General features: G+C 67.9%; 26 protein-coding genes. 14 read left to right on the forward strand and 12 right to left on the reverse strand.

Features of this window, described 5'->3' with window-relative positions:
* Nucleotides 1-161: 161 nt before the first annotated feature.
* Nucleotides 162-1,397 (reverse strand): alpha/beta fold hydrolase, encoded by a 1,236-nt coding sequence (locus WEB29_04165; protein ID MEX2136144.1) that lies wholly within the window; start codon nt 1,395-1,397, stop codon nt 162-164.
* Between the two features lie 158 nt (nt 1,398-1,555).
* On the reverse strand, nt 1,556-2,761 hold the full coding sequence (locus WEB29_04170; protein MEX2136145.1) for an adenylate/guanylate cyclase domain-containing protein: 1,206 nt from the start codon (nt 2,759-2,761) through the stop codon (nt 1,556-1,558).
* 141 nt (nt 2,762-2,902) lie between these two features.
* On the opposite strand from WEB29_04170, the gene WEB29_04175 reads away from it, so the two are divergent.
* Both WEB29_04175 and WEB29_04180 read left to right on the forward strand, forming a co-directional pair.
* Nucleotides 2,903-3,262, forward strand: coding sequence for a hypothetical protein (locus WEB29_04175; protein ID MEX2136146.1), 360 nt, complete (start codon nt 2,903-2,905; stop codon nt 3,260-3,262).
* A 119-nt stretch (nt 3,263-3,381) separates the two neighbouring features.
* Nucleotides 3,382-3,813: a hypothetical protein gene (locus tag WEB29_04180; protein MEX2136147.1), complete on the forward strand. Its 432-nt coding sequence runs from the start codon at nt 3,382-3,384 to the stop codon at nt 3,811-3,813.
* Nucleotides 3,814-4,011: 198 nt separating this feature from the next.
* Here WEB29_04180 and WEB29_04185 read toward each other — a convergent pair whose 3' ends face one another.
* Entirely contained in the window at nt 4,012-4,353 is a 342-nt protein-coding gene (locus tag WEB29_04185; GenBank protein ID MEX2136148.1) for a hypothetical protein, read from the reverse strand.
* Between the two features lie 253 nt (nt 4,354-4,606).
* Here WEB29_04185 and WEB29_04190 point away from each other — a divergent pair, with 253 nt between their 5' ends.
* From WEB29_04190 to WEB29_04210, 5 genes are all read left to right on the forward strand, one after another.
* Nucleotides 4,607-4,849, forward strand: coding sequence for a hypothetical protein (locus tag WEB29_04190; protein MEX2136149.1), 243 nt, complete (start codon nt 4,607-4,609; stop codon nt 4,847-4,849).
* Between the two features lie 2 nt (nt 4,850-4,851).
* Complete coding sequence (locus WEB29_04195; protein MEX2136150.1) at nt 4,852-5,232, forward strand: type II toxin-antitoxin system VapC family toxin; 381 nt, start codon at nt 4,852-4,854, stop codon at nt 5,230-5,232.
* A 117-nt stretch (nt 5,233-5,349) separates the two neighbouring features.
* Nucleotides 5,350-6,159 (forward strand): adenylate/guanylate cyclase domain-containing protein, encoded by an 810-nt coding sequence (locus WEB29_04200; protein MEX2136151.1) that lies wholly within the window; start codon nt 5,350-5,352, stop codon nt 6,157-6,159.
* A 110-nt stretch (nt 6,160-6,269) separates the two neighbouring features.
* The gene (locus tag WEB29_04205; protein ID MEX2136152.1) at nt 6,270-6,467 is read left to right on the forward strand and encodes a hypothetical protein; all 198 of its coding nucleotides are present in this window, start codon (nt 6,270-6,272) and stop codon (nt 6,465-6,467) included.
* Nucleotides 6,468-6,514: 47 nt separating this feature from the next.
* Nucleotides 6,515-7,441, forward strand: coding sequence for a DinB family protein (locus WEB29_04210; protein MEX2136153.1), 927 nt, complete (start codon nt 6,515-6,517; stop codon nt 7,439-7,441).
* A 1-nt stretch (nt 7,442) separates the two neighbouring features.
* On the opposite strand, the gene WEB29_04215 is transcribed toward WEB29_04210, so the two are convergent.
* A complete protein-coding gene (locus WEB29_04215) occupies nt 7,443-7,931 on the reverse strand; it encodes a DinB family protein (GenBank protein MEX2136154.1) in 489 nt (162 codons plus the stop codon).
* A 56-nt stretch (nt 7,932-7,987) separates the two neighbouring features.
* Here WEB29_04215 and WEB29_04220 point away from each other — a divergent pair, with 56 nt between their 5' ends.
* From WEB29_04220 to WEB29_04240, 5 genes are read left to right on the forward strand one after another with little or no spacing between them, the layout of a single operon-like run.
* Complete coding sequence (locus WEB29_04220) at nt 7,988-8,209, forward strand: hypothetical protein (protein MEX2136155.1); 222 nt, start codon at nt 7,988-7,990, stop codon at nt 8,207-8,209.
* Nucleotides 8,197-8,475: a DUF2283 domain-containing protein gene (locus WEB29_04225; protein ID MEX2136156.1), complete on the forward strand. Its 279-nt coding sequence runs from the start codon at nt 8,197-8,199 to the stop codon at nt 8,473-8,475. The genes WEB29_04220 and WEB29_04225 overlap by 13 nt, the downstream gene beginning before the upstream one ends.
* A gap of 26 nt (nt 8,476-8,501) precedes the next feature.
* Nucleotides 8,502-8,708, forward strand: coding sequence for a type II toxin-antitoxin system HicB family antitoxin (locus WEB29_04230; protein ID MEX2136157.1), 207 nt, complete (start codon nt 8,502-8,504; stop codon nt 8,706-8,708).
* A 57-nt stretch (nt 8,709-8,765) separates the two neighbouring features.
* Nucleotides 8,766-9,200: a DUF1810 domain-containing protein gene (locus WEB29_04235; GenBank protein ID MEX2136158.1), complete on the forward strand. Its 435-nt coding sequence runs from the start codon at nt 8,766-8,768 to the stop codon at nt 9,198-9,200.
* The gene (locus WEB29_04240; GenBank protein MEX2136159.1) at nt 9,193-9,534 is read left to right on the forward strand and encodes a hypothetical protein; all 342 of its coding nucleotides are present in this window, start codon (nt 9,193-9,195) and stop codon (nt 9,532-9,534) included. Before WEB29_04235 ends, WEB29_04240 begins: the two co-directional genes overlap by 8 nt.
* Nucleotides 9,535-9,568: 34 nt before the next feature.
* Here WEB29_04240 and WEB29_04245 read toward each other — a convergent pair whose 3' ends face one another.
* The 8 genes from WEB29_04245 to WEB29_04280 form a co-directional block, all read right to left on the reverse strand.
* Nucleotides 9,569-10,432: a DNA-processing protein DprA gene (locus WEB29_04245; GenBank protein MEX2136160.1), complete on the reverse strand. Its 864-nt coding sequence runs from the start codon at nt 10,430-10,432 to the stop codon at nt 9,569-9,571.
* Between the two features lie 7 nt (nt 10,433-10,439).
* Nucleotides 10,440-11,213 (reverse strand): phosphoribosyltransferase family protein, encoded by a 774-nt coding sequence (locus tag WEB29_04250; GenBank protein ID MEX2136161.1) that lies wholly within the window; start codon nt 11,211-11,213, stop codon nt 10,440-10,442.
* A 704-nt stretch (nt 11,214-11,917) separates the two neighbouring features.
* A complete protein-coding gene (locus WEB29_04255) occupies nt 11,918-12,280 on the reverse strand; it encodes a UBP-type zinc finger domain-containing protein (GenBank protein ID MEX2136162.1) in 363 nt (120 codons plus the stop codon).
* Between the two features lie 46 nt (nt 12,281-12,326).
* Nucleotides 12,327-13,331 (reverse strand): EAL domain-containing protein, encoded by a 1,005-nt coding sequence (locus tag WEB29_04260; GenBank protein ID MEX2136163.1) that lies wholly within the window; start codon nt 13,329-13,331, stop codon nt 12,327-12,329.
* Nucleotides 13,332-14,270: 939 nt separating this feature from the next.
* The gene (locus tag WEB29_04265) at nt 14,271-14,525 is read right to left on the reverse strand and encodes a type II toxin-antitoxin system YafQ family toxin (protein MEX2136164.1); all 255 of its coding nucleotides are present in this window, start codon (nt 14,523-14,525) and stop codon (nt 14,271-14,273) included.
* 2 nt (nt 14,526-14,527) lie between these two features.
* Entirely contained in the window at nt 14,528-14,803 is a 276-nt protein-coding gene (locus tag WEB29_04270; protein ID MEX2136165.1) for a type II toxin-antitoxin system Phd/YefM family antitoxin, read from the reverse strand.
* A 32-nt stretch (nt 14,804-14,835) separates the two neighbouring features.
* Nucleotides 14,836-15,018 (reverse strand): hypothetical protein, encoded by a 183-nt coding sequence (locus WEB29_04275; protein MEX2136166.1) that lies wholly within the window; start codon nt 15,016-15,018, stop codon nt 14,836-14,838.
* 209 nt (nt 15,019-15,227) lie between these two features.
* A complete protein-coding gene (locus WEB29_04280; protein MEX2136167.1) occupies nt 15,228-17,939 on the reverse strand; it encodes a DUF2339 domain-containing protein in 2,712 nt (903 codons plus the stop codon).
* A gap of 150 nt (nt 17,940-18,089) precedes the next feature.
* Here WEB29_04280 and WEB29_04285 point away from each other — a divergent pair, with 150 nt between their 5' ends.
* Together WEB29_04285 and WEB29_04290 are read left to right on the forward strand one after the other, a co-directional pair.
* Nucleotides 18,090-18,392 (forward strand): type II toxin-antitoxin system prevent-host-death family antitoxin, encoded by a 303-nt coding sequence (locus tag WEB29_04285; protein ID MEX2136168.1) that lies wholly within the window; start codon nt 18,090-18,092, stop codon nt 18,390-18,392.
* Nucleotides 18,389-18,781 carry a type II toxin-antitoxin system VapC family toxin gene (locus WEB29_04290; protein MEX2136169.1) on the forward strand — a complete coding sequence of 131 codons (393 nt, stop codon included), beginning with the start codon at nt 18,389-18,391 and terminating at the stop codon, nt 18,779-18,781. The genes WEB29_04285 and WEB29_04290 overlap by 4 nt, the downstream gene beginning before the upstream one ends.
* Nucleotides 18,782-18,783 lie beyond the last annotated feature (2 nt).

The raw sequence follows: 18,783 nt of genomic DNA on the forward strand, positions 1-18,783 counted from the left end.
ATTCCCGCTGGGTGGGAATGGGCGCGAAACAGGCCCGTCCGCCAGCCCCTGATCGGCTCGAAGTTCGCGGTTAGTCCCACCGGGCGGGAACGCGGACGTCCGTCAGCAGGTAGGTGGTCATCACACCCCCCCTTCACTTCCACGCCGGTGCGCTCCTCGAATCATGGGGCGCAGGTGGTGACAGGCTCGACATCGGCGAACCGGTCCGAGATCCACGTCGTGATGTTCGGCCACGCGGTTGGCCCCTCGACGCTGCTGAAGTGATCGCCCTCCACCGATTGCAGCTCCACGGTGTCGCCGATCGCGCACATCGTCGTTACCCCGGCCACCTGGGCATCGAACTGGACGGCCTCATCGGCCCTGGGTGCGACGACGCGTATGGGGACACCGGTCAGAGCCAACCCCGGTGAATTCCGTGTGAGCAGGTTGTTCCATTCGGGAATCTCGGCCGGGTCACGCAGGTACGGGGTGGTGACGACCGGCGGCGGGAAGCAAGCGTCACGCCCGGCCAGGGCCGATTGGCGCCCGGAATCGGTCAGGAAGTTGAGCGGGGCGTCGTAGATGGCGTTCCAGACCCCGAACAGCAGCAAAGGGGCGGCCACCGTGTCGAGTGCTCCCACAGCGGCCTCATGGAAGGCCCAGGTGTCCCATGCCACGAGATCCGTGGGCGGGGAGGCGGCCAATGCACCCAGGAGCGTCAGTCCGGATGCGTAGCTCGGCGCCAGCTCGGCAGCCCAAAGGGCGGCATGTCCTCCCTGAGAATGACCGATGACGACCGCCTCCGCGCCCGCGTTGGCAGCCCGCAGGGCCTGGACCGCCCGGATCGAATCGAGGACTGAGCGTCCTTCCGAGATGCCGATGAGGTACGGGTGAATCCCACCGGTGCCGAGACCCTCGTAGTCGGTGGCCGTCACCACGTAGCCCTGGGTGACGAGATCGTGGACCTCGGCCGGGATCTCGCTGAGCCCACGTTTCGACGGGGCGCACTCATCGGCGATGCCGGTCGTCCCGTGGGCCCAGGCCACGATGGGGTAGCCGCTCTCGCCGGGCGCTGCTTCCGGAGCAAGGACGATCCCGGTGACTGCGACCGGCTCCCCCTGCAGTCCGGTCGAGCCGTAGACCACGAACCAGGCTCGGGTCGCAGGCGGCGACGCGAGCTCGACGACGCCAAGGACCTCGCCCGGTTTGCTCGCCGCGATGGCGTCGAAGCTCGGGTGGTAGAGGGCGTCCTCCGGGACGTCGGGCAGGCCCGCTGCGACGGAGGCGGAGGGTGAAGGCTGTGAGGCCGATGCGGCTGCCGATGGCGACGGAGCGGTGCTCGGGCTTGGCGGGTTTGAACAGGCAGCCAAGGACGCGACCGCGATCAGGGCCTGAGCGGACCGCGAGCGGATCGACATGGGGACACTCTACGGGGAACGACCGGAACAGGGCTTGCGGCGCGCGGCCGCTCTGCTGTCGTGGCCCGTCGTGCAGCCGTGCTGCATGGCTGCACGAAGAGGGGTGACGCGAAACGGGTCTTTGCGAGCCGGCGATCTCGATCGCAACCGCGCCCGTGCTAGTGGAGCAGATAGGTCGTCATCCTGCCCAGCCCCTTGATATCGATCGGCTCCCGCGTCTCGAACGCGTAGGCGGGAGACTCGCGCAGCAGTTCCCAGGTCGACGGTGCGAGCTGGATTCGCCCCGGTATCCCGGACGATTCCATGCGCGAGGCGAGGTTCACGGTGTCGCCCCACAGGTCGAACAGGATTCGCTTCTGGCCGATGACCCCGCCCACCACTGGCCCGCTGGCCAGACCGATGCGCAGGTCCAACGCCAGGTCGGTCCCGCGACGCACATCATCCAGGACGCTCAGCATGCCGCGTGCAAGCGCCACGGCGGCTTCGGCGTGATCCGAGCGTGGCTCTGGGGCACCTGCCACGGCCATGTACGAGTCGCCGATCGTCTTGATCTTCTCGACGCCGCAGGTCGCAGCCAGGGCGTCGAATCGGCTGAACAGATCGTCCAGGAAGCGGACGACCTCGGCGGGATCGGTGTGCTGCGCCCAGGGCGTGAAGCCGGCCAGGTCCGCAAACAGGACCGTCGTGTTCGGGTAGGTATCCGCGATTGGCTCATCACCGTGCTTGAGCCGCGCGGCGATCGAGATCGGGATGGCATTGGTCAGCAGCTCCTCCGAGCGGGCCTCGGCCGCGCGGCGACGGAGATCCGTATAGCGCAGGAGAACGAAGGCGATGCCAAGCGGAATCCCGAGGTTCGCAACGTAGAAGACCAGCCGCTGCGGGTACGGGTGTGGCTCGATCGTGCTGCTGAAGAGCGGGTCGATCAGGACGACACCAACGACGACCACGAGGAAGAAGATGAACCATGCCGTTGCGCGCCGCGGGCCCAGGGCGAGGATCGCGAACACCGGCCCAAGGAAGGCGAACACGATGCTGGCGCTGGCTCCCCCCAATCCGCCGAGCGCCACTTCGACGAACGCGGGGAGCAACGTGACGTGCAGGATCAGCACCATCGCGTAGCGTTCGAAGCGTCGCGTACGAGCCAGCACGGCAAGGTTGACCGCATTGAACGCCGGCACCGTCAGCGCCATGACCCAGGCCAATGCGAGCCCCTGGGAAAGCACGGGCAGCTGGAGCGCAGCGACGACCAGGATGTACCCTGCGACAACGCCCATTCGCTTGCGCAGGCGGAGGTCGTCGTCATCGGTCGCTTCATCCGCGATCGATATGAACCGATGAACCAGTCTGCCCAGGCGAGCCCTCACACCACCCAGCATGCTACCGGTCGCAACGCGGGTGCAAGGCATCGCGCCCCTGCTGTGACCCGCCGGCGGCCTCCAACTCCCCATCGTGGTCGAAGCGAGCAGCCCCGTCAGGCCCGCATGGGCCGATGAAGGAGAACCTCGATGACCAGCGATACCCCCAAGACAACCAAGGCCAAGGTGGCCAGGACGCGAAAGGCCGCGGCAACGCGGGCCGGCGGACTCGTGTCGTCCGCGCGGGACCTGGCCGGCCAGGTCGGCGCAGTGTCGGCCACCATCGCCGAGACCCTGCCCGATGCCGCAGAAGCGGTGCGGGGCAGCGCACTCGATGCATATCGGACCGTCGAGACGATGCCGAAGTCGCAGCAGAAGACGCTGATCAGGGCCTCGCTCGGAATCGGTGCCGCGCTCTTCGTCCTTGGCGCCCCGAGGCTTCTGACCCTGCTGGCGTTCCTTCCCGCCATCGCGGTGACCGGGATGAAGTTGGCGAAGCGCTCCGCCTGATACGCCGATGGAAGGTCCGGCGCCCGGACCATGACCCTGACGAGATTGTCGCCGCCCGAAAGTGACGCAGGCCCACGAACCGTGATGACCCACCAGAGGGGCCACAGAAGGAGCATCAGATGACTCAGTACGACGAGACCAAGACCACCCGCGTCGACGCGGATGATGACTTGGACGAGTACGGCAACAAGAAGGCCGAGAACAACGAGGATGCCAACGAGGCCAAGGGCGCGGCCGCTGGCGCGGTTGCCGGTGGGCTCGCGGGCGCCGCGGTCGCAGGACCGCCCGGAGCCTTGGTCGGTGGCGCCATCGGGGCAGCCGGCGGCGCGGTCGCCGGTGAGGCGACCGAGGGCGACGACGAGGCCGGTGCAGGCGCCGGTGGCGCCGCGGGGGCGATCGGTGGAGCCGTCATCGGTGGCGCCATCGCCGGACCTCCCGGAGCCGTCGTCGGTGGGGCTGTTGGCGCAGGCGCGGGAGCCGGTGCTGGCGACAAGACCGAGGACGACCTCAAGGACGAGGACGATCTGCCCAAGGACACTCCTCGCTACTAGAGCGCGCTAACCCCCATTTCTCCCACCCGGCGCTGGTTTCCCGCCCAGCGCCGGGTGCTTCTGCGGCGGCCAGGGTCACCTTGAACACGTTTCCGCAGTAGCCCAGCTGACCGCGGTCCTCGGCACGTTGCGCATCGGTGCATCCGCGGAGGTCGAAATCCCGATGGGTGGGGACATCGGTGCCGACCGTGGCCGGCGTCAGGCGCACTTCCGTCGATGTGACCTCGACCTCGACCTGCTGCGCACCCGCGGGAACGATGGTGCGGCCGCGCGGTAGAGCCGATACGGGACGAAGAGAAGCGCCAGCGACAGCAGCGTCGGGATCCCGACGAAGGTGTACGTCATGGCGACGCTCGACTGCCACGCCAGGGGCGTGCCCCGGATCACGGCCGCAAGGACGTGTGCGCTGTAGCCAAACAGCACGACCGGAAGGAAGAGCAGCAGCGCAGCCGATGCTGCGACGGCCAGGGCAAACAGGAGGCCCGCCTGGTTGTCGGTGGTCGCTGCCACGGGTGCGCCAAGTTCGTTCGGCTGAGCCATGCCGGCAGTATCGGCTGGCGCGCGGATTCGCAATGCGACCTGAGGCGTCCAGCTCACGGAAACGCTTGCGGGCGCCAGACCTTTGTCGCGCCGTGTCAGAGCATGGTCGTGCACTCGTGCAGCGGTGCTGCACGAGCGGACATGACAGCAGGGCCGGGCGCCGCGCGGTCGCGGGCGGCCGTGGTCGAGGCGGTCGAATCTCCGATGTGCTATGCTATGCGCATACATTCGCACACTTTCAGGAGATGGCCCGATGGCGCTGGCACGCACGAACCTGACCCTCCCCAAGAATCTGATGGCAGAGGTCGACCAGTTGGCCGGCCCACGCGGACGAAGTCGATACGTGGCAGAAGCGGTCGCCCAACGCGTCAAGCGCGACAAGCTCGGCAGGGCGATCCGCGAGACGGCGGGGATCCTCGTCGGAACGCCGTACCAGATGACGCGCGATGAGGTGACCACCTGGGTCGACGGACTTCGTTCCGAAGAGACTGACTGAGGATGCGGTTCCTGCTCGATTCCACCCTGCTTATGGATCACGCCAACCGGGACGAGCCTGCCAACCAGCTGCTCGAGCGCCTGCATTCCGAGCCGCATGAGCTGTACACCTGCGACGTGATCACCTGCGAGACGTTGTCACAAGGCGATGCGAGCCACCTGCGGCAACTCCGCACACTGCTCGACGCTCTCGAATATGTCGCGACATCCCCGGATGCCGCGCGTTGGGCCGCCGACTCGCGGCTGACCAGGCATCGGGCGGGGGGCAAGCTCGGCCTTGGCGACTCACTGATCGCCAGCGTGGCCGCCGAGCTGGGCGCGACCGTGGTCACCCGCAACCGCCCCGACTTCGAGCGGCAGGGGATCAAGGTCCTGAGCTACTGACTCTCCCGCTTGACCTCCCGGGACCGATGTCGTCGCAAGCTGGACGCCGATTCCAGGAACTGAGGGTGACCGCGGGGCGGTTCGTGCAGGTATGGACGGGCGGCTCACAATGGAGCCATGCCCGCCAAGGAACGGAACGAGCAATTCTGGAGCGAATACCTCTCTCGCCCGAACTCGGGCATGGCGGCCGGGCGGCGCTTCTTCAGCCGAATCCCCACCAACCCCCGGTGCTACCTGTGCGCGGCGCCGTTTGCGGGTGCTGGGGGAGTGGCGTTCCGGCTCTTCGGCAAGCGACAGTCGTCGGGCAACCCGAACTATTGCAACTCGTGCGAGAAGATGCTGATCAAGTATCACGGTGGTGCCGAGGTCGAAGCCTCCATGCTGTTCGCCGATATCCGGGGTTCCACAGCCCTCGCCGAAAAGATGACGCCAACCGAGTTTCGGACGGTGCTCGACCGCTTCTACTCGACCGCATCGGGTCTGGTCTTCGCCCATGACGGCATGGTGGACAAGTTCGTCGGTGACGAGCTGGTGGCCGCGTTTCCCTCCATGCTCAGCGCAGAGCGGCACACCGAGCGCGCCGTCGAGACAGCCCAGGAGTTGCTCCGCGCGACCGGCCACGCGGACCCGGCGGGTCCCTGGGTTCCGATCGGAGCCGGCGTGCATACCGGCCGCGTCTGGTTTGGCGCTGTGGGGGAGGGTGGTCACGTGGAGCTGACCGGCGTGGGCGATCCGGTGAACGTCACCGCTCGCCTCGCCTCCCTGGCGCAGGCGGGTGAGATCCTCGTTTCGGTGGAGGCGGCCGAGAAGGCCGGTCTGGATCCCTCGCTGCCGCGACAAACGCTCGAGCTGAAGGGTCGGGAGGAGCCCATTGAGGTGGTGAGCCTCCGATTAGCCCCAATTAGCGAGACAGTCGCGTCCGGGTGATACGCGAATGGAAGGTCGAGCTGCGCCCGCGTGACCCCAACGACACGGCCGGTCTCCCACAGTGACCCAAGCCCTACCAGCCATGGATGGGCCGAAACGAGGTACCCGACGTGACGCACATCGAAGAAGAGAAGGTCACGACGACCACCAGCTACGAGCACGAGGATCCCCCGAAGGAGCACGTCGACAACATCAACCTGAACGTCAACACGGACAACGACGGGGAGACCGTCACGGTCGACGAGACCACTGCCGAGACCACCGAGGAGACCCAGCCGCAGCAGGTGAACGTCAACGCCCCTCGCTGATCCTGCGCAGGGACCCACACGAGGTCATCGCGCGCTAGGCTTGCGCCATGACCTCGACTACCGCCGCTGATCCGCTCGTCCAGTACACCGCCGACATCCAGCCTCGCCCCATTCCCGAGGCCCTCCTCGCCGCGCGCAGCGACCTCATGGCCGCGGTCCGCGAGCTTGCTTCCCTCACCGATGCCGACCTGGAGACGTTCTGGGCCTGGAAGGGCGACGGCGAGAACGAGATCCGGTACGGCTTCTACCGAATCTTCGAGGACTTCGAGCGAGCAGGCGTCGATGCCGAGGCGGCTCTCCACGAGGCAGGTGTCGAGCGGGGCAGAGCCGCCGACCTGATCGCCCCGGCCACTGCCGCGCGTTGGGACCTGCAGGGGATCCTGGTCCAGCTGCCGGATGCCGCCTGGGACGCCGACCCCGGTGACGAGCAGTGGACCGTGCGCCAGACGCTCGGCCACGTCATCGGTGGCCAGCGAAGCTACGCTGCCGTCACCGCCTGGTGGCAGGGGCAGGCGCTCCCGGCCGACTCGAATGTGCCAACCGCACGGCCCACGGCGATCTACGACGCGCTGCCGAGTGACGAAGAAGAGGGGGCGGGCACCCCGGCCGAGGTCCGCGCCCGGCTCGACGAGGTGCTCGACCAATCGACCGAACGGCTGGCCGGCCTGCCTCCCGAGCGACTTGCCCACGGGACGCGCTGGATGGGCTTCGCCCTGGACATCGGCTTCCGGATTGGCCGATGGTCCTCGCACTTCCGCGAGCACACCATCCAGGTCGAGAAGACGCTGGTCATGATCGGCCACACGCCCACCGAGGTGGACCGATTGATCCGCCTGATCCTCGGTGAGTGGGGTCGCGCAGAGGCAGCCGTCTACGGCTCGGCGGATGGTGGAGAGGCGCTCGGTATCCTGGCCGCGGCTGCTGCGGAGGCCCGCGCCACCGCCGCCGAGGCCGCGAGGATCGCCCGGGACTGAGTCAGCCCGGGCGGTTTGCCGGCCAGGCGCCCGTTACCTGGCGGAGGATCGCGAACTCGCCGACGTGGTAGGCGTTGTGGTCGGCGACGATGAGGATCTCCCGCAGGAGAGTGTGCCCGGGCGTGTGGGGGATCGGCGCCAGGAGGTCCCAGGCGGGATCGGCGACCAGCTCGCACAGGGCGGCGCGATCCGCGAGGAATCGCGCGACGCTGCCGGCGAACTCCTCCGGGGTCGCCGTGGCGGATGGATCCGGCCAGTAGCCGATCGGCCAGTCCGGCGAGACCCACGCCGGGATGCGGACGTACTCGAGGATGTCCCACTGCGTCAGGCGCAGATGCTCGACTAGGTGCCACGGCGTGTAGCCGACGTTCGGCGGGCGCCGGTTGATGGCGTCATCGGGGAAGTCGGCGACGGCCTCCTCGAAGCGCATGTGGGCGTCGTCGGCCTCCAGCAGCCGAATCAGCTGGGCGCTCAGCGGGTCGTCAGTCATGGGCCCAGCCTACGCCAGCTAAGGGTCCGGTAAGGAGCCTTGGCTACGCTAGCCCGATGCCCTTCCGGGACCTTGTCAGCCGCCATGCGATGCGCGAGGCAAGGCGAGAGGGGATCACGTTGGACGAGATGGAGGAAACGTATCTGGATCCAGACGTCACGCGTGGCTCAGCGCACGACGAGCTCCGCGAGATACGGACTCGATGGTTCGGTGAGACGGCGATCGAGGTGGTGGTTGATACAATCGACGTCAGAGTGGTGACGACATGGCGGAGGTAGCTCGGAAGCGGACCGATCTTCTCCTGGAGTACGACGAATCCGTGGACGCCGCCTACCTCCGGCTGACCGATTCCGCGGTGGACCATCAGGTCCGGCTCGACGACGCCCGCGGCATCAACTACGCCGCAGACGGATCGGTGATCGGCATTGAGATCCTGTCGCCGCGTCGCAAGGGTGTGCTGTTGGACGGGCTGCCATACCCCGATGATGTGGCCCGGGTGATGCGCTCCTGCGGCTTTCGCATCCTCCAGGCGACGCCGGGCTAGCCCGCTCCGGTTGCGACGGAAGACCGATGAAGTACGCGATTGTCATCGAGCGCTCGCCCACCGGGTACGCGGCGTACGTCCCCGATCTTCCCGGTTGCGTCGCAGCCGGTGGCACGCGCGTCGAAGTCGAACGCCTGATCCGCGAGGCCATTCAGCTCCACCTCGAAGGCATGCGTGAGGATGGCGAACCGATCCCCGAACCGACGACTGGGGTGGATCTGGTCGAGGTCTAGTCGGAGCGCACCGATGGCAGGGGAGGCAGTGTCACCAGTCGCCTGCGACGAATCGCTTTGACCTCGGACGATCTCGATCGCTTCGTGACGGCGCAGGAGCCGGTGTACGCCCGGGTGCTCGCCGAGTTGCGGCAAGGGCGCAAGACTAGCCACTGGATGTGGTTCATCTTTCCCCAGATCGCCGGGCTGGGGCAGAGCCCGATGTCGGAGCGCTTCGCGATCCACTCTATCGAGGAGGCTCGTGCCTACCTCGTTCACCGGGTGCTCGGGCCGCGGCTACGCGAATGCGCCGCCGCCGTCCTTGCGCTGAAAGACCGGGCCGCAGAAGACACCTTCGGCCCCATCGACGCGAAGAAGCTACGCTCTAGCATGACCCTCTTCCACCGCGCAGCGCCCACCGAGCCGCTGTTTCGCCAGGTGCTCGATGGGTGGTTCGCCGGGATGCCGGATGACAAGACCGATATGCTTCTTGGGAGGTCAACCGATGGATGAGCAGGCGGTTCGCGAGCATGCCCAGGCAACCTGCGCTGCGCTGCTGGCCGGCGACATCGGCAAGGCGGCCGAGGAGATGAGCAAGGAGCTGCGCTCGAGCCTGGGCCCGATCGTGGCCATGCTGCCAATGCCGATGACCGAGGCCAGCATCGAGTCGATCGAGTCGACCCCGACCGGCTACAAGGCCGTCCTCCACCTGGTGAGCGAGGGGAACACCCTCCGCCTCGAGACGCGCTGGAAGGACCGCGACGGCCAGCCGACCATCGTCGAGGCCAGCCGCGTCCACGAGGAACCGGTCCAGCCTGTCGCCGAAGGCGAGCCGACGGAAGGCTGACATGGGCGAATCCTCAAGCCGACCGCAGCCGTGGTCATAGGGTAAGGGACAATTGATCTTCGGGAGCCTCAGGTGGGGAGGCGGTCGAGAGAGTCTCCACGAAGTTAGTAACGGCTCGCGGGGTCCGAACTGGCAACGCGCCCTTCTTGATCAACATCGCATTGCCAAGCGGAGTGCCGGCGTCAAATTCGAGCGCCAGGACAGGCCGGCCCATGGCAAGGGCAGTTTCCCCGGCCGCTAGAGTTCCGCCACGCTCGGACGCCTCGATCACCACGAGCGCCTGGGTCAGAGCCGCGATCAAGCCGTTCCGGGCCATCGCGCCCCCAACGCTCCATGGCTGACCCGGGGGGAACTGGGAAAGAACGAGCAACTGGCCCGACTCAGAGATTCCGTCCTCATCGCCGTGACGCAATCGGGCGTGGGTGATTCCTTCTGGCAGGACAGTTATGACGCCGCCGCCGGCCTCGAGAGCACCCTGTTGCGCTTCGGCGTCCACACCGATGGCGTTGCCCGCGACCGTGACGTAACCCTTGCCAGCAAGCGCCTGGGCCAGCGACCGCGCGGCGGAAAGGCCCTCGGCCGACGCTGATCGTGATCCACAGATGCCGACTGCCGGCCGATGGAGGAGGGCGGTGTTTCCCGCGCTCATGAGGATCGCTGGCGGCGATCGAAGAGCGTTCAGTAGTTCAGGGTAGTCGTCGCCTCCGAAGATGAGCGCGCCAATCCCTGCTTCCTCGAGGTGGGTCGCCGATTGAAGGAGGTCTCGCTGAACCGCGTCATCGAGTCCCGCGCACGCCTCGTCCACAACGCCCGGCCCATCATCCCGCAAGGCGCGCAGCAGGGGGGCGGGGGTCCGCCAGATGTGCCAGGCCGCGACGGCGCGCTGTACTGAATCCATCGCTCGCCTAGTTTCGCATCGTTCTGACGGCGACAAGCGCGGAAACGCTCGACGCGCCGACAGAGTCCAGGAATGCGGCGGCGGTCCGGAGGCTCTCGCCGCTCCGGCAAACGTCGTCGATGAGGATGACGCTTCGCCTCTTGATCGTTGCCGCCTCGATCGCGAACTCGCGAGCCGGCCGCTCATCTGCAGGGGTGTCCTTGACTGGGGCAGCAGCGTTGTCTGTCAGCTCCGCCAGCGGCAGCTTGCGCACGTTTGCCACCGCTTTGGCGAGCCGTTCGCTGAAATGCCCGGGGGAATGGCTCGGAACACTGACCACCACCTCAGCCTGGGACAGGTCTGGGTGCTGTGCCATTACCTGGGCGAGCTCGGCCACCAATTTTTTCGCATGCGGGGCAGATCCAGCGTACTTAGCTTCGTGTATCAGTTCCCCAACGTGGGTATCTGCCCAAAGATCCGGATCCTCGTGGCTCTGCGGATCTTTGTACCAATCGAGGGCGATCGCGACAACGACCGGTGGTCCGATACGCAGCGTGAGCACATGGCCGAGCAGCTCGAGAAATCCGACCTCTTCCTCCGTAAGTGGTCTGGCCAGTGGATATCGGTGCGTCCATTCTCCCTCGTCGGCCGCCCGGATGGGTAAGCGATCGCCGAGCGCGGCGCCGATCGCGCGCTCTACCTGGACCGCGACTTCGTTCCTGCAGAGAAGGTGCAGTCGGCGGCGACCGTCCGAGGACACGCTTTCCGTCCATTCGCTGAGGACCGAAGCATTCCGGGCCAAGGGCGTTACTCCTCCCTTGTGGCCGGTCGAGAGTTGGCGAGCGAAAACCTGACGGTTCCTACGAAGGCGACCGGTGCTCGATAGTCAACCACGACTGTGACAGCCGTCTGTCTCAATGGTCGATGGAAGTTGCTCATTCCAACCGCGACGGGGTTGTATACCTGATGCAGGGCTCTGACCTGTACCCTGACGCAAGGCTGCCTCGGGTGTGGACGCTCTCGATCAGGAGGCAGGGAGGGCACGATTGCGAATCCCCGCGTGGGTCGCTGGAGTACTCAACCGAGTACCGATGGGGCTTACCCCAGGGTCGGTCTACGTCGTGACGGGCGGAGGAGGAGGCTTCGCGCTCGCATCGTTCAGGCCGACGCCGGATTCAGCCCTTTGGATCTGGGTGCTCTGGATCATCGTCTGGGCGGCTGCGATCTATCTCTTTGTGCGCGGAGTGCTGGGATTCCTCGCGTTGATGGTCCAGAGGGGATGGATAGCCCGAGAGATGTTTCGGCAGCGGGGTCTGCCGCGCATCCGGATCAAAGTTGAGTGGCCTGCCGCGAAGAGCGGCAACCGGGCCCAAGTCCCTCCACTCCCTAAGAGCGCTGACCCCGTGGGCGACGCACGGAAGGCTCTAGCGACTGCCGAGCGCGAGGACACGGAGCGACCACCGGCTGATCCCCCCGAACCAACCGGGGCGCCTCCCAAGCCACGGTTCAGGGTGCAGCCGGGTGGAGATGCCAACGGCGGTCGCGCGGCGCGCGGCCGGCCGGGCCGGGGGTGGGCTGACTGAGCGGGTGGTGGTCCGGCGGCGCCAACTCAGGGCCTTCCGCGTACTCATCCTCCACATAGTCGTAGAACCAGTCCTCGCCGGGCTCGAAGCTGCGGATGATCGGGTGGTTCTCCGCCGCGGCATGCTTGCTGCCGTGCTGCGAGGGGGACTGGTCGCAGCAGCCGATGTGGCCGCAGTGCACGCATCGGCGCAGGTGGAACCACCAGCCGCCTTCAGTGGCGAGGCACTCGACGCAGCCGGTGCCGCTGGGCGGGATGGAGGTGTCGATCGGGGGGTAGTCGGCCATGTTCAGCGCATGATGCTCCACGGCCGCTTCGGTGGTCGGCTCCCTCCTAGTTCGCCCGCGCCCGCTGGACCCGAGGGCGGGGGGACGTGGCCGTTGCGACCTGGTCTTCGAGGAAGGAGGCGTGCTCCGGGCGGCCGAGCAGGTAGCCCTGCCCGAGCGCAACGCCGAGCTCCCTGAGGGTGTCAAGGTCATCCTCGCTCTCGATTCCCTCCGCCACGAGGGTGAAGTCCGCGTCGCGGGCGAAGTGGACGAACCCCGCGACGAGTGCGCGCCGTGTGAGATCGGTAGCAGCGCTCTGGACCAGGCCGATGTCCATCTTCACGAAGGCCGGGCGTACTTCCAGGATGTGGCGCAGGCTCGCGAAGCCGGAGCCAGCGTCATCCACCGCGAGCAAGCGGCCAGGACCCAGGCGTTCCATCGCCGCCGCGATCGGCGCGTAATCGGTGATGACATCGTGTTCGGAGAGCTCGATGACCGTGGGCCGATCGAGCGGCCCGAGGATGTCGGCAAGCGTATCGGTCTCCGACAGAAGGGCCGCCGACGCGTTGACGCTGACCCAGCAGTTGGGAGGAAGCTCCCTGGTGGCCCTGACGGCGGCCTGCATGGTGGCGAACTCCAGGTCCCGGCCCCGTCCGACGAGCGCGGCATGTCGAACAGGCGCATTGTCGTCTGTGGCGCGTCGAAGCGGGTGAGTGCCTCGTACCCGACGACCTGGTTCGAGACGATGTCGCGGATCGGCTGGAATACGGGCCAGTAGCGGCGCTGCAGCAGGATTTCGTCGATCAGGTGCGTGGCGCTCGAGCGCTCCTCGAGCTTCGCGATCGCCGGGCCCAGGGTGGTGGCGACGACATCGGCCATCTCGGCCAAAACGGGGATGTGCTCGGCAACGGTCGCCTGGCCGCCTGCCGGATTGCTCACGGCCGCACCAAGCAGCCCGATCATTCGCCCTTCGTATGACAGCGGCATGAAGACGACCGCATCCACGCCCATCGCCGCGACGCTGCGCGAATAGCCACCGTCCTCCTCTTGCACGGTCCAGCCGGTGATCCATGGGCCGCTCGCCGCGTGGGTGCGGAAGTACTCGTTGCGATGCTCCGGCAGCACCGCCCCGGCGCGGAGATAGGGCGACAGGTTCGTGCCGACGATCCCCAGGAGCACGGACCGACCGTCGGCGGTGAACCAGGTGATGGAGGCGGTCTTCAGCGGCGTGTGGCGCGTCAGCGGCTCGAGCAGGCCGGCCGCCATCACGTACGGGTCAGGAGAGCTGGGCACGCGGGTGACCTCGTGCAGGAGCCGCTTGCGCCTGCCGAGGAAATCCTCGATCACCTGGCGCATCCGGTTGCCGAAGGCGGCTCCCGCGAGGACGCCGGCTACCGCGAGCACATGCTGCTGCCCGAGCGGCCCGCCCAGGGCTGCCCCGATCGAGATTCCGCCCGTGCCGGCCAGCGTCCATAGTACGGTCGTCGGAAGCGTATGGACGAGGGCAACCATCCCCGCCACCAGCAGGCCGATCAACGCGACGACCTCTCCGTGGTATGCGGCGCCCGACCAGCCTGCGGCGCCCAGCACGACGAAGGCAGCGGGCCAGGTGGCGGTGGCCAGCCGGAAGCCAAGCAGCGGCGAGACCCGGATGTCGGAGCGAGTGACGAGGAGGTCCGTCAGGATCCAGGCGCCCGTATAGCCCCCCAGGATGAGGAAGAGCGGCGTATTGCCGAGGCCCATCAGCGCGGCGGTGACGAGCGTGGCCAGCACGATCCCCTCGGTAGCGTGCGTCAGGTGGTGGCGCAGCAGACCACGCATGCTCTGCGTGTCCACCGTGGTGTCATCGCTGATCAGGGCACCGATGAAGGTGTGCCAGCTCGCGCGGAAAAAGAAGTTCACCAGGAAACCCCGTGCTCGGAACGCGGAGCATGAACCTCAGGTGGTGGCGGCCAAAAGCCTGACGAAAGTACCCAGCGCGCGGTGCGGTCGACATCGGCTCAGTCTGCCCTTAGTACACCTCGTCGTGGGAGCCGAGGTTCACGAGGAAGGCCTCATCGCCCTCCCAGCGAAAGAGGACGCGCAGATCGTCGTCCACGGCGAAAGCCCAATAACCTTCCAGCTCGCCTTTCAACTTGTGCGTGCGGAGCAGCTGGTCCTGCGGGTCGGTGGCGAAACGGCGTAATGCCGCCCGGAGCATGGACGCCTGGGGTTCCTTCAACTTCTTCGCCTTGCGAAAGAATCGGCTCGATGCGGAAAACCGCACCGTTACGAACGGAGCTGGTCGAGGAGCCGGTCCACGTCGTCGAAGCGGGGAGCGCCGCCCGCTCGGTACTCAGCCTCTGCCTCGCGGACCTCCGCTACGAACAGCTGCCGGCGGAGGAGGCTGAGCTCCTTCTGGTCGCGCTCGTAGCGCTCGGGGTTCACGATGTACGCCGCCCGCCGCGACCGCTGGAGGACCACGGTCGGCTCGTCACTCGTGCGAACCTCATCGATGACGTCAGCCACTCGCTGGCGGAGCTCGGAGATCGGTACCGTCTTCATGATGGGTAACAGTACATCAGAACGTACATATGTCAATTGCCGGCAATCACGGCGGCGTCATCGGCGTGCTGTGGGGAGCCCCCGCCGGGCCAGTTCTCTCGACCGCTGCGCAGCGTTCCGCGGCGGTCATAGGTCACGACCGTGAAGCCGGTCAGCCGCTCAGCGACCGGACGCCACTGCTCGGCATCTTCGCCACCGGCGTGCACCAGGATCACCGCGGGACCAGACCCACGGACCTCTGCGTACAGGGTGGTTCCGTTAACGGGATAGGACCGATGCGGGGTGGCTCGGCGCCGGGCAGCGCGTTCGGGTTGGTCCGCAGCTCCGGCAGGGTCACCTCGGAAGTGTATTCCCGCATGCAGAGGAGGACGCGTCAGGCGCTTAAGCCTGCCAGCAGCGATGCGATCTCGCGGGCTTTGGTGCGTCAGCCCGGCGGCTTCTGTCCGGAACGGACGGGTCGGTCAGGCTGAAACCGCGACGCAAGGTAGGCGGCGCCCAGCAGGAGGAGGCCCAGCGCCAGGAACGAGAGTACCCGGTACGCGACGTCGAGCGCGGCCAGATCGACGATGAAGACCTTGCCGGTGACGAGCGCAAGCAGCCCAAGGCCGAATAGCCGGGCGTTTGTCGACTGACGGAATAGGCCGATGACGAAGCCGGCCACGCCGAGCACGGCCCACAGCACGCTGAGCGCAACCTGCGCCTGCTTCCGCAGCTCATCGAGTCCGATCGCGCCCCCCAGGTTGGCCTGGAACAGGTCGACGGTGCCGATCGAGAGCAGGTAGACCCCCGCCGCGCCGGCCAGGATCTGGGCGATCCGGGCGTCGAGGTTGCGCGGAGGCAGGAAGGCGCGGGCGAGGAATGCGGCAGTCAAGGCGGCCACCGCCAGTATGCCGCCGTTGAGGATGGCAGGCTCTGTCGCCTTCACCGCCTGGACGACGAGCCGATACGGCGGCGCCACCACGGCCAGTGTCTCGATCGCCGCGGCCAGCGCGAAGGCGTAGGAAGCGAAGGGGCGCACCACCCAGTCCGGCTGCCATCGGTTGCCGAGGACGTGGAGCACCAGGGCCAGCGCGAGCCAGGCGACCACGCTCCACGCGGCCGTCACCTCGAACGGCATAAGGTAGGCGATCGCCACCGCGGCGGCGACGCAGCCCACCCATCGGTACACCCGGTCCCCGGCGCTAAATCCGATCACCAGGGCAGTCGCCGCCACGATGGCCACCACCACCGTCCGCTCGTCCCAGAAGGGCTGCTCCTCGAGGGTCCAGGCGAATGCCCCGAGCTCGCGACTGAAGATCCAGGTAGGCAGGTACTCCACGATGGCGAAGCGCAGGCCCAGGAACGCCGCCAGGGCGCCAGAGGCATAGAGGGCCCGCTCGCCGATCGCCATCGTGGTGGCCCAGGGGCCCGCGAGCGACCGCAGATCGACCCGCATGGGGACCTGGGCCCAGCGTCGCTCGGCGAGGACCGCGGCCGCCGTCAGCGGCCCATAGCCGGCCACCAGCGGGATGCCGGACAGCTCATGGGGCAGGACCAGCGCGTAGACGAAGACCATCGCGGCCGCCACCCCGACCTGCTCGCCACGACGGTGGAGGAACGCGATCGCCGCCGCCGCCGCCAGGGTCACGAAGGCGAGGGCGAGCCCATCGGGATTGGCGAACGGGATGCCGGAGGGTGACGGGTTGGCGAACGCGGTGACCGCGTATTCGACGAACAGCAGATGACCGAGCGCCAGTGCGCCGAGCACGACGGCCACCGCCCCCGCGTATCCATGCTCGCGCCGGGCGTAGACCCAGGCCAGGGCCACCGCTTCGGCCGCCCAGGCCATCGGTACCCAGTTCGCCCCCAGCTGGACCGGCACGGCCAGGGTTAGCGCCGCGACTCCCGAACCGAAGACGAGCATCCCGAACGGATGCCGCTCGCCGTTGCGTGCGAGGAAGAAGGAGCCGAGCGTCAGGTGGGCTGCCGCCTCGCCCAGCAGGAAGAGGCCGCGCCACGGCTCCGCGGCTCCGCTCAGCAGCTGGAAGCCGGCCCAGGTGGTGAATGCGGCCGTCGCAACGAGCAGCGTCGCTGATGTCGGGCTCAGCTGTTGGCTGGGCCGGCGGACCTCTTCGCCGGCCGCGGAGAGGATGTTCAGCCCCCAGTACACGACCACCGCCGCCAGCCCCACGGCGAGGTTCGGGTAGTCGCTGACGTACAGGCCGAGCTGCGGGAAGGAGAGCAGGAAGGCCACGGTCGGCAGCCATCGCCATGGCATGTACATGCAGATCGCAGTGGTCCCGATCATGGCCGCCCCCAGGAAGACGATCGTGAGCAGCGTGGCGCCGGCACCCATGATCGGGGGCGCGGCCAGGACTGCGACCAGGCCGAATCCGGCAACCAGCTGGGATCGGGCCCGGATGGCGACGGCCGCCGCCAGGGAGGCAGCCAGCAGGGCGCCCCCCACCGCCACCTCGGGCGCCACCAGTGCGTACAGACGCGAGGCGGCGAATAGGCCCAGCGAGACGACCGCCAGCCCCACCGCCACCAGCACCAGCGCCAGGATCTCCCGGGTGCGGTTCGTCGGCTTGAGCAGGAACCAGGCGCCGACGGCGAACATGGCGGTCCCGACCACCAGGCCCAGCGCCACCCGTAGCTCGGGGCCGATCCAGCCGCGGCTGAAGGCCAGGCCCAGGAAGAAGACGACGCCGATGAGCAGCGCCAGCCCTCCCACCACGGCCAGCAGCCGGCCGGCAAACAGCGTCTCGAGGTCGGCGAGGGAGGTGCGGGGTGCCGCCGGTGTCGCAGCTTTCACCGTGGCCGGACTCGAAACCGACGCGGCGCGTGCGCCCGGTTTGGCTGCGTTCCAGGCCGTGGCGGGCATCGCGGCCCCGGGGAGGTAGGGGACGTGCGGTGGCGGCGGGGGCGGTAGCGCGATCGGCACCGCGTCCGCGGGGAGCGCGGCTTGAGCCGCCTCAGCCTTGGGCGCGGCTGGGGCAGGCCCGGCCTCGAGCTGCCTGATGCGGCGCTCCTGATCGTCGGCACGCGAGGTGAGGTACCAGGCCAGCGCGCCAACCACCAGGCCCGCCCCCCATCCGTACGGGACGGAGGCTGCGACGAAGAGCCCCGAGACGATGCCGACGACGACAGCCTTCATGCGTTTCGCACCCGTATGCGGATGAGCTGAGCGCAGTCTGGCACAGGCACCCTGCGGTCAGACTGCGGGCAGGGTCGTCGGTGAGGGCCGCCGCAATGGGCATCGCGGCGATCTCGGGGAGCCAAAGCTCATGTGCTACAGTTGTGCGTCATGAGTCCTCAGAAGCGCCGACCGGAGCGGGTGGGGGTCCGCGAGCTGCGCCAGAACCTATCGGTCTACCTCAAGCACGTGCGTGAAGAGGGGCGGGCCTACGAGGTGACCGAGCGCGGGGAGCCGGTGGCCCACCTGACGCCTATGCCGGATCGGCCGACCTCGACGTACGAGCGCATGCTGGCCGAGGGCCGCATCACGCCGGCCAAGCGGGATCTGCTCACCATCAAGCCGCTTCCGCCGCTCCCCGGCAAGCAGCTGTCAGACGTCCTGCGTGAGATGCGGGACGAGGAGACCTGGTGAGCGGTGCGTACCTCGACGCCTCCGCCCTGGTCAAACTGGCGGTGACCGAGCTGGAGACCGCCGCATTGCGGAAGTTCCTCCGGCGCCACCCGCAGCGGTTCACGAATCGGGTGGCGGTGGTCGAGGTGAGGCGAGCGGTCAGGCGTCTCCCGATGTCGCGCGAGGCACCCGTCCAGGCGGCGTTCGACGGCGTCACGGTGATCGACCTGGACCCGTCGATCGCGAATCGCGCGGGCGTGATCGAGCCGGTTGCCCTGCGGTCGCTGGATGCCATCCACCTGGCCTCGGCCCTGGAGCTGGGCGACGAGCTCGACGCGTTCGTCACCTACGACGCGCGCCAGGCGACCGCGGCCGGCGAGCTCGGCCTCCCCGTCGCGTCGCCGGCGTAGCC

The organism is Chloroflexota bacterium, from assembly GCA_040902225.1.
Classification (GTDB): Bacteria; Chloroflexota; Limnocylindria; order QHBO01; family QHBO01; genus CF-167.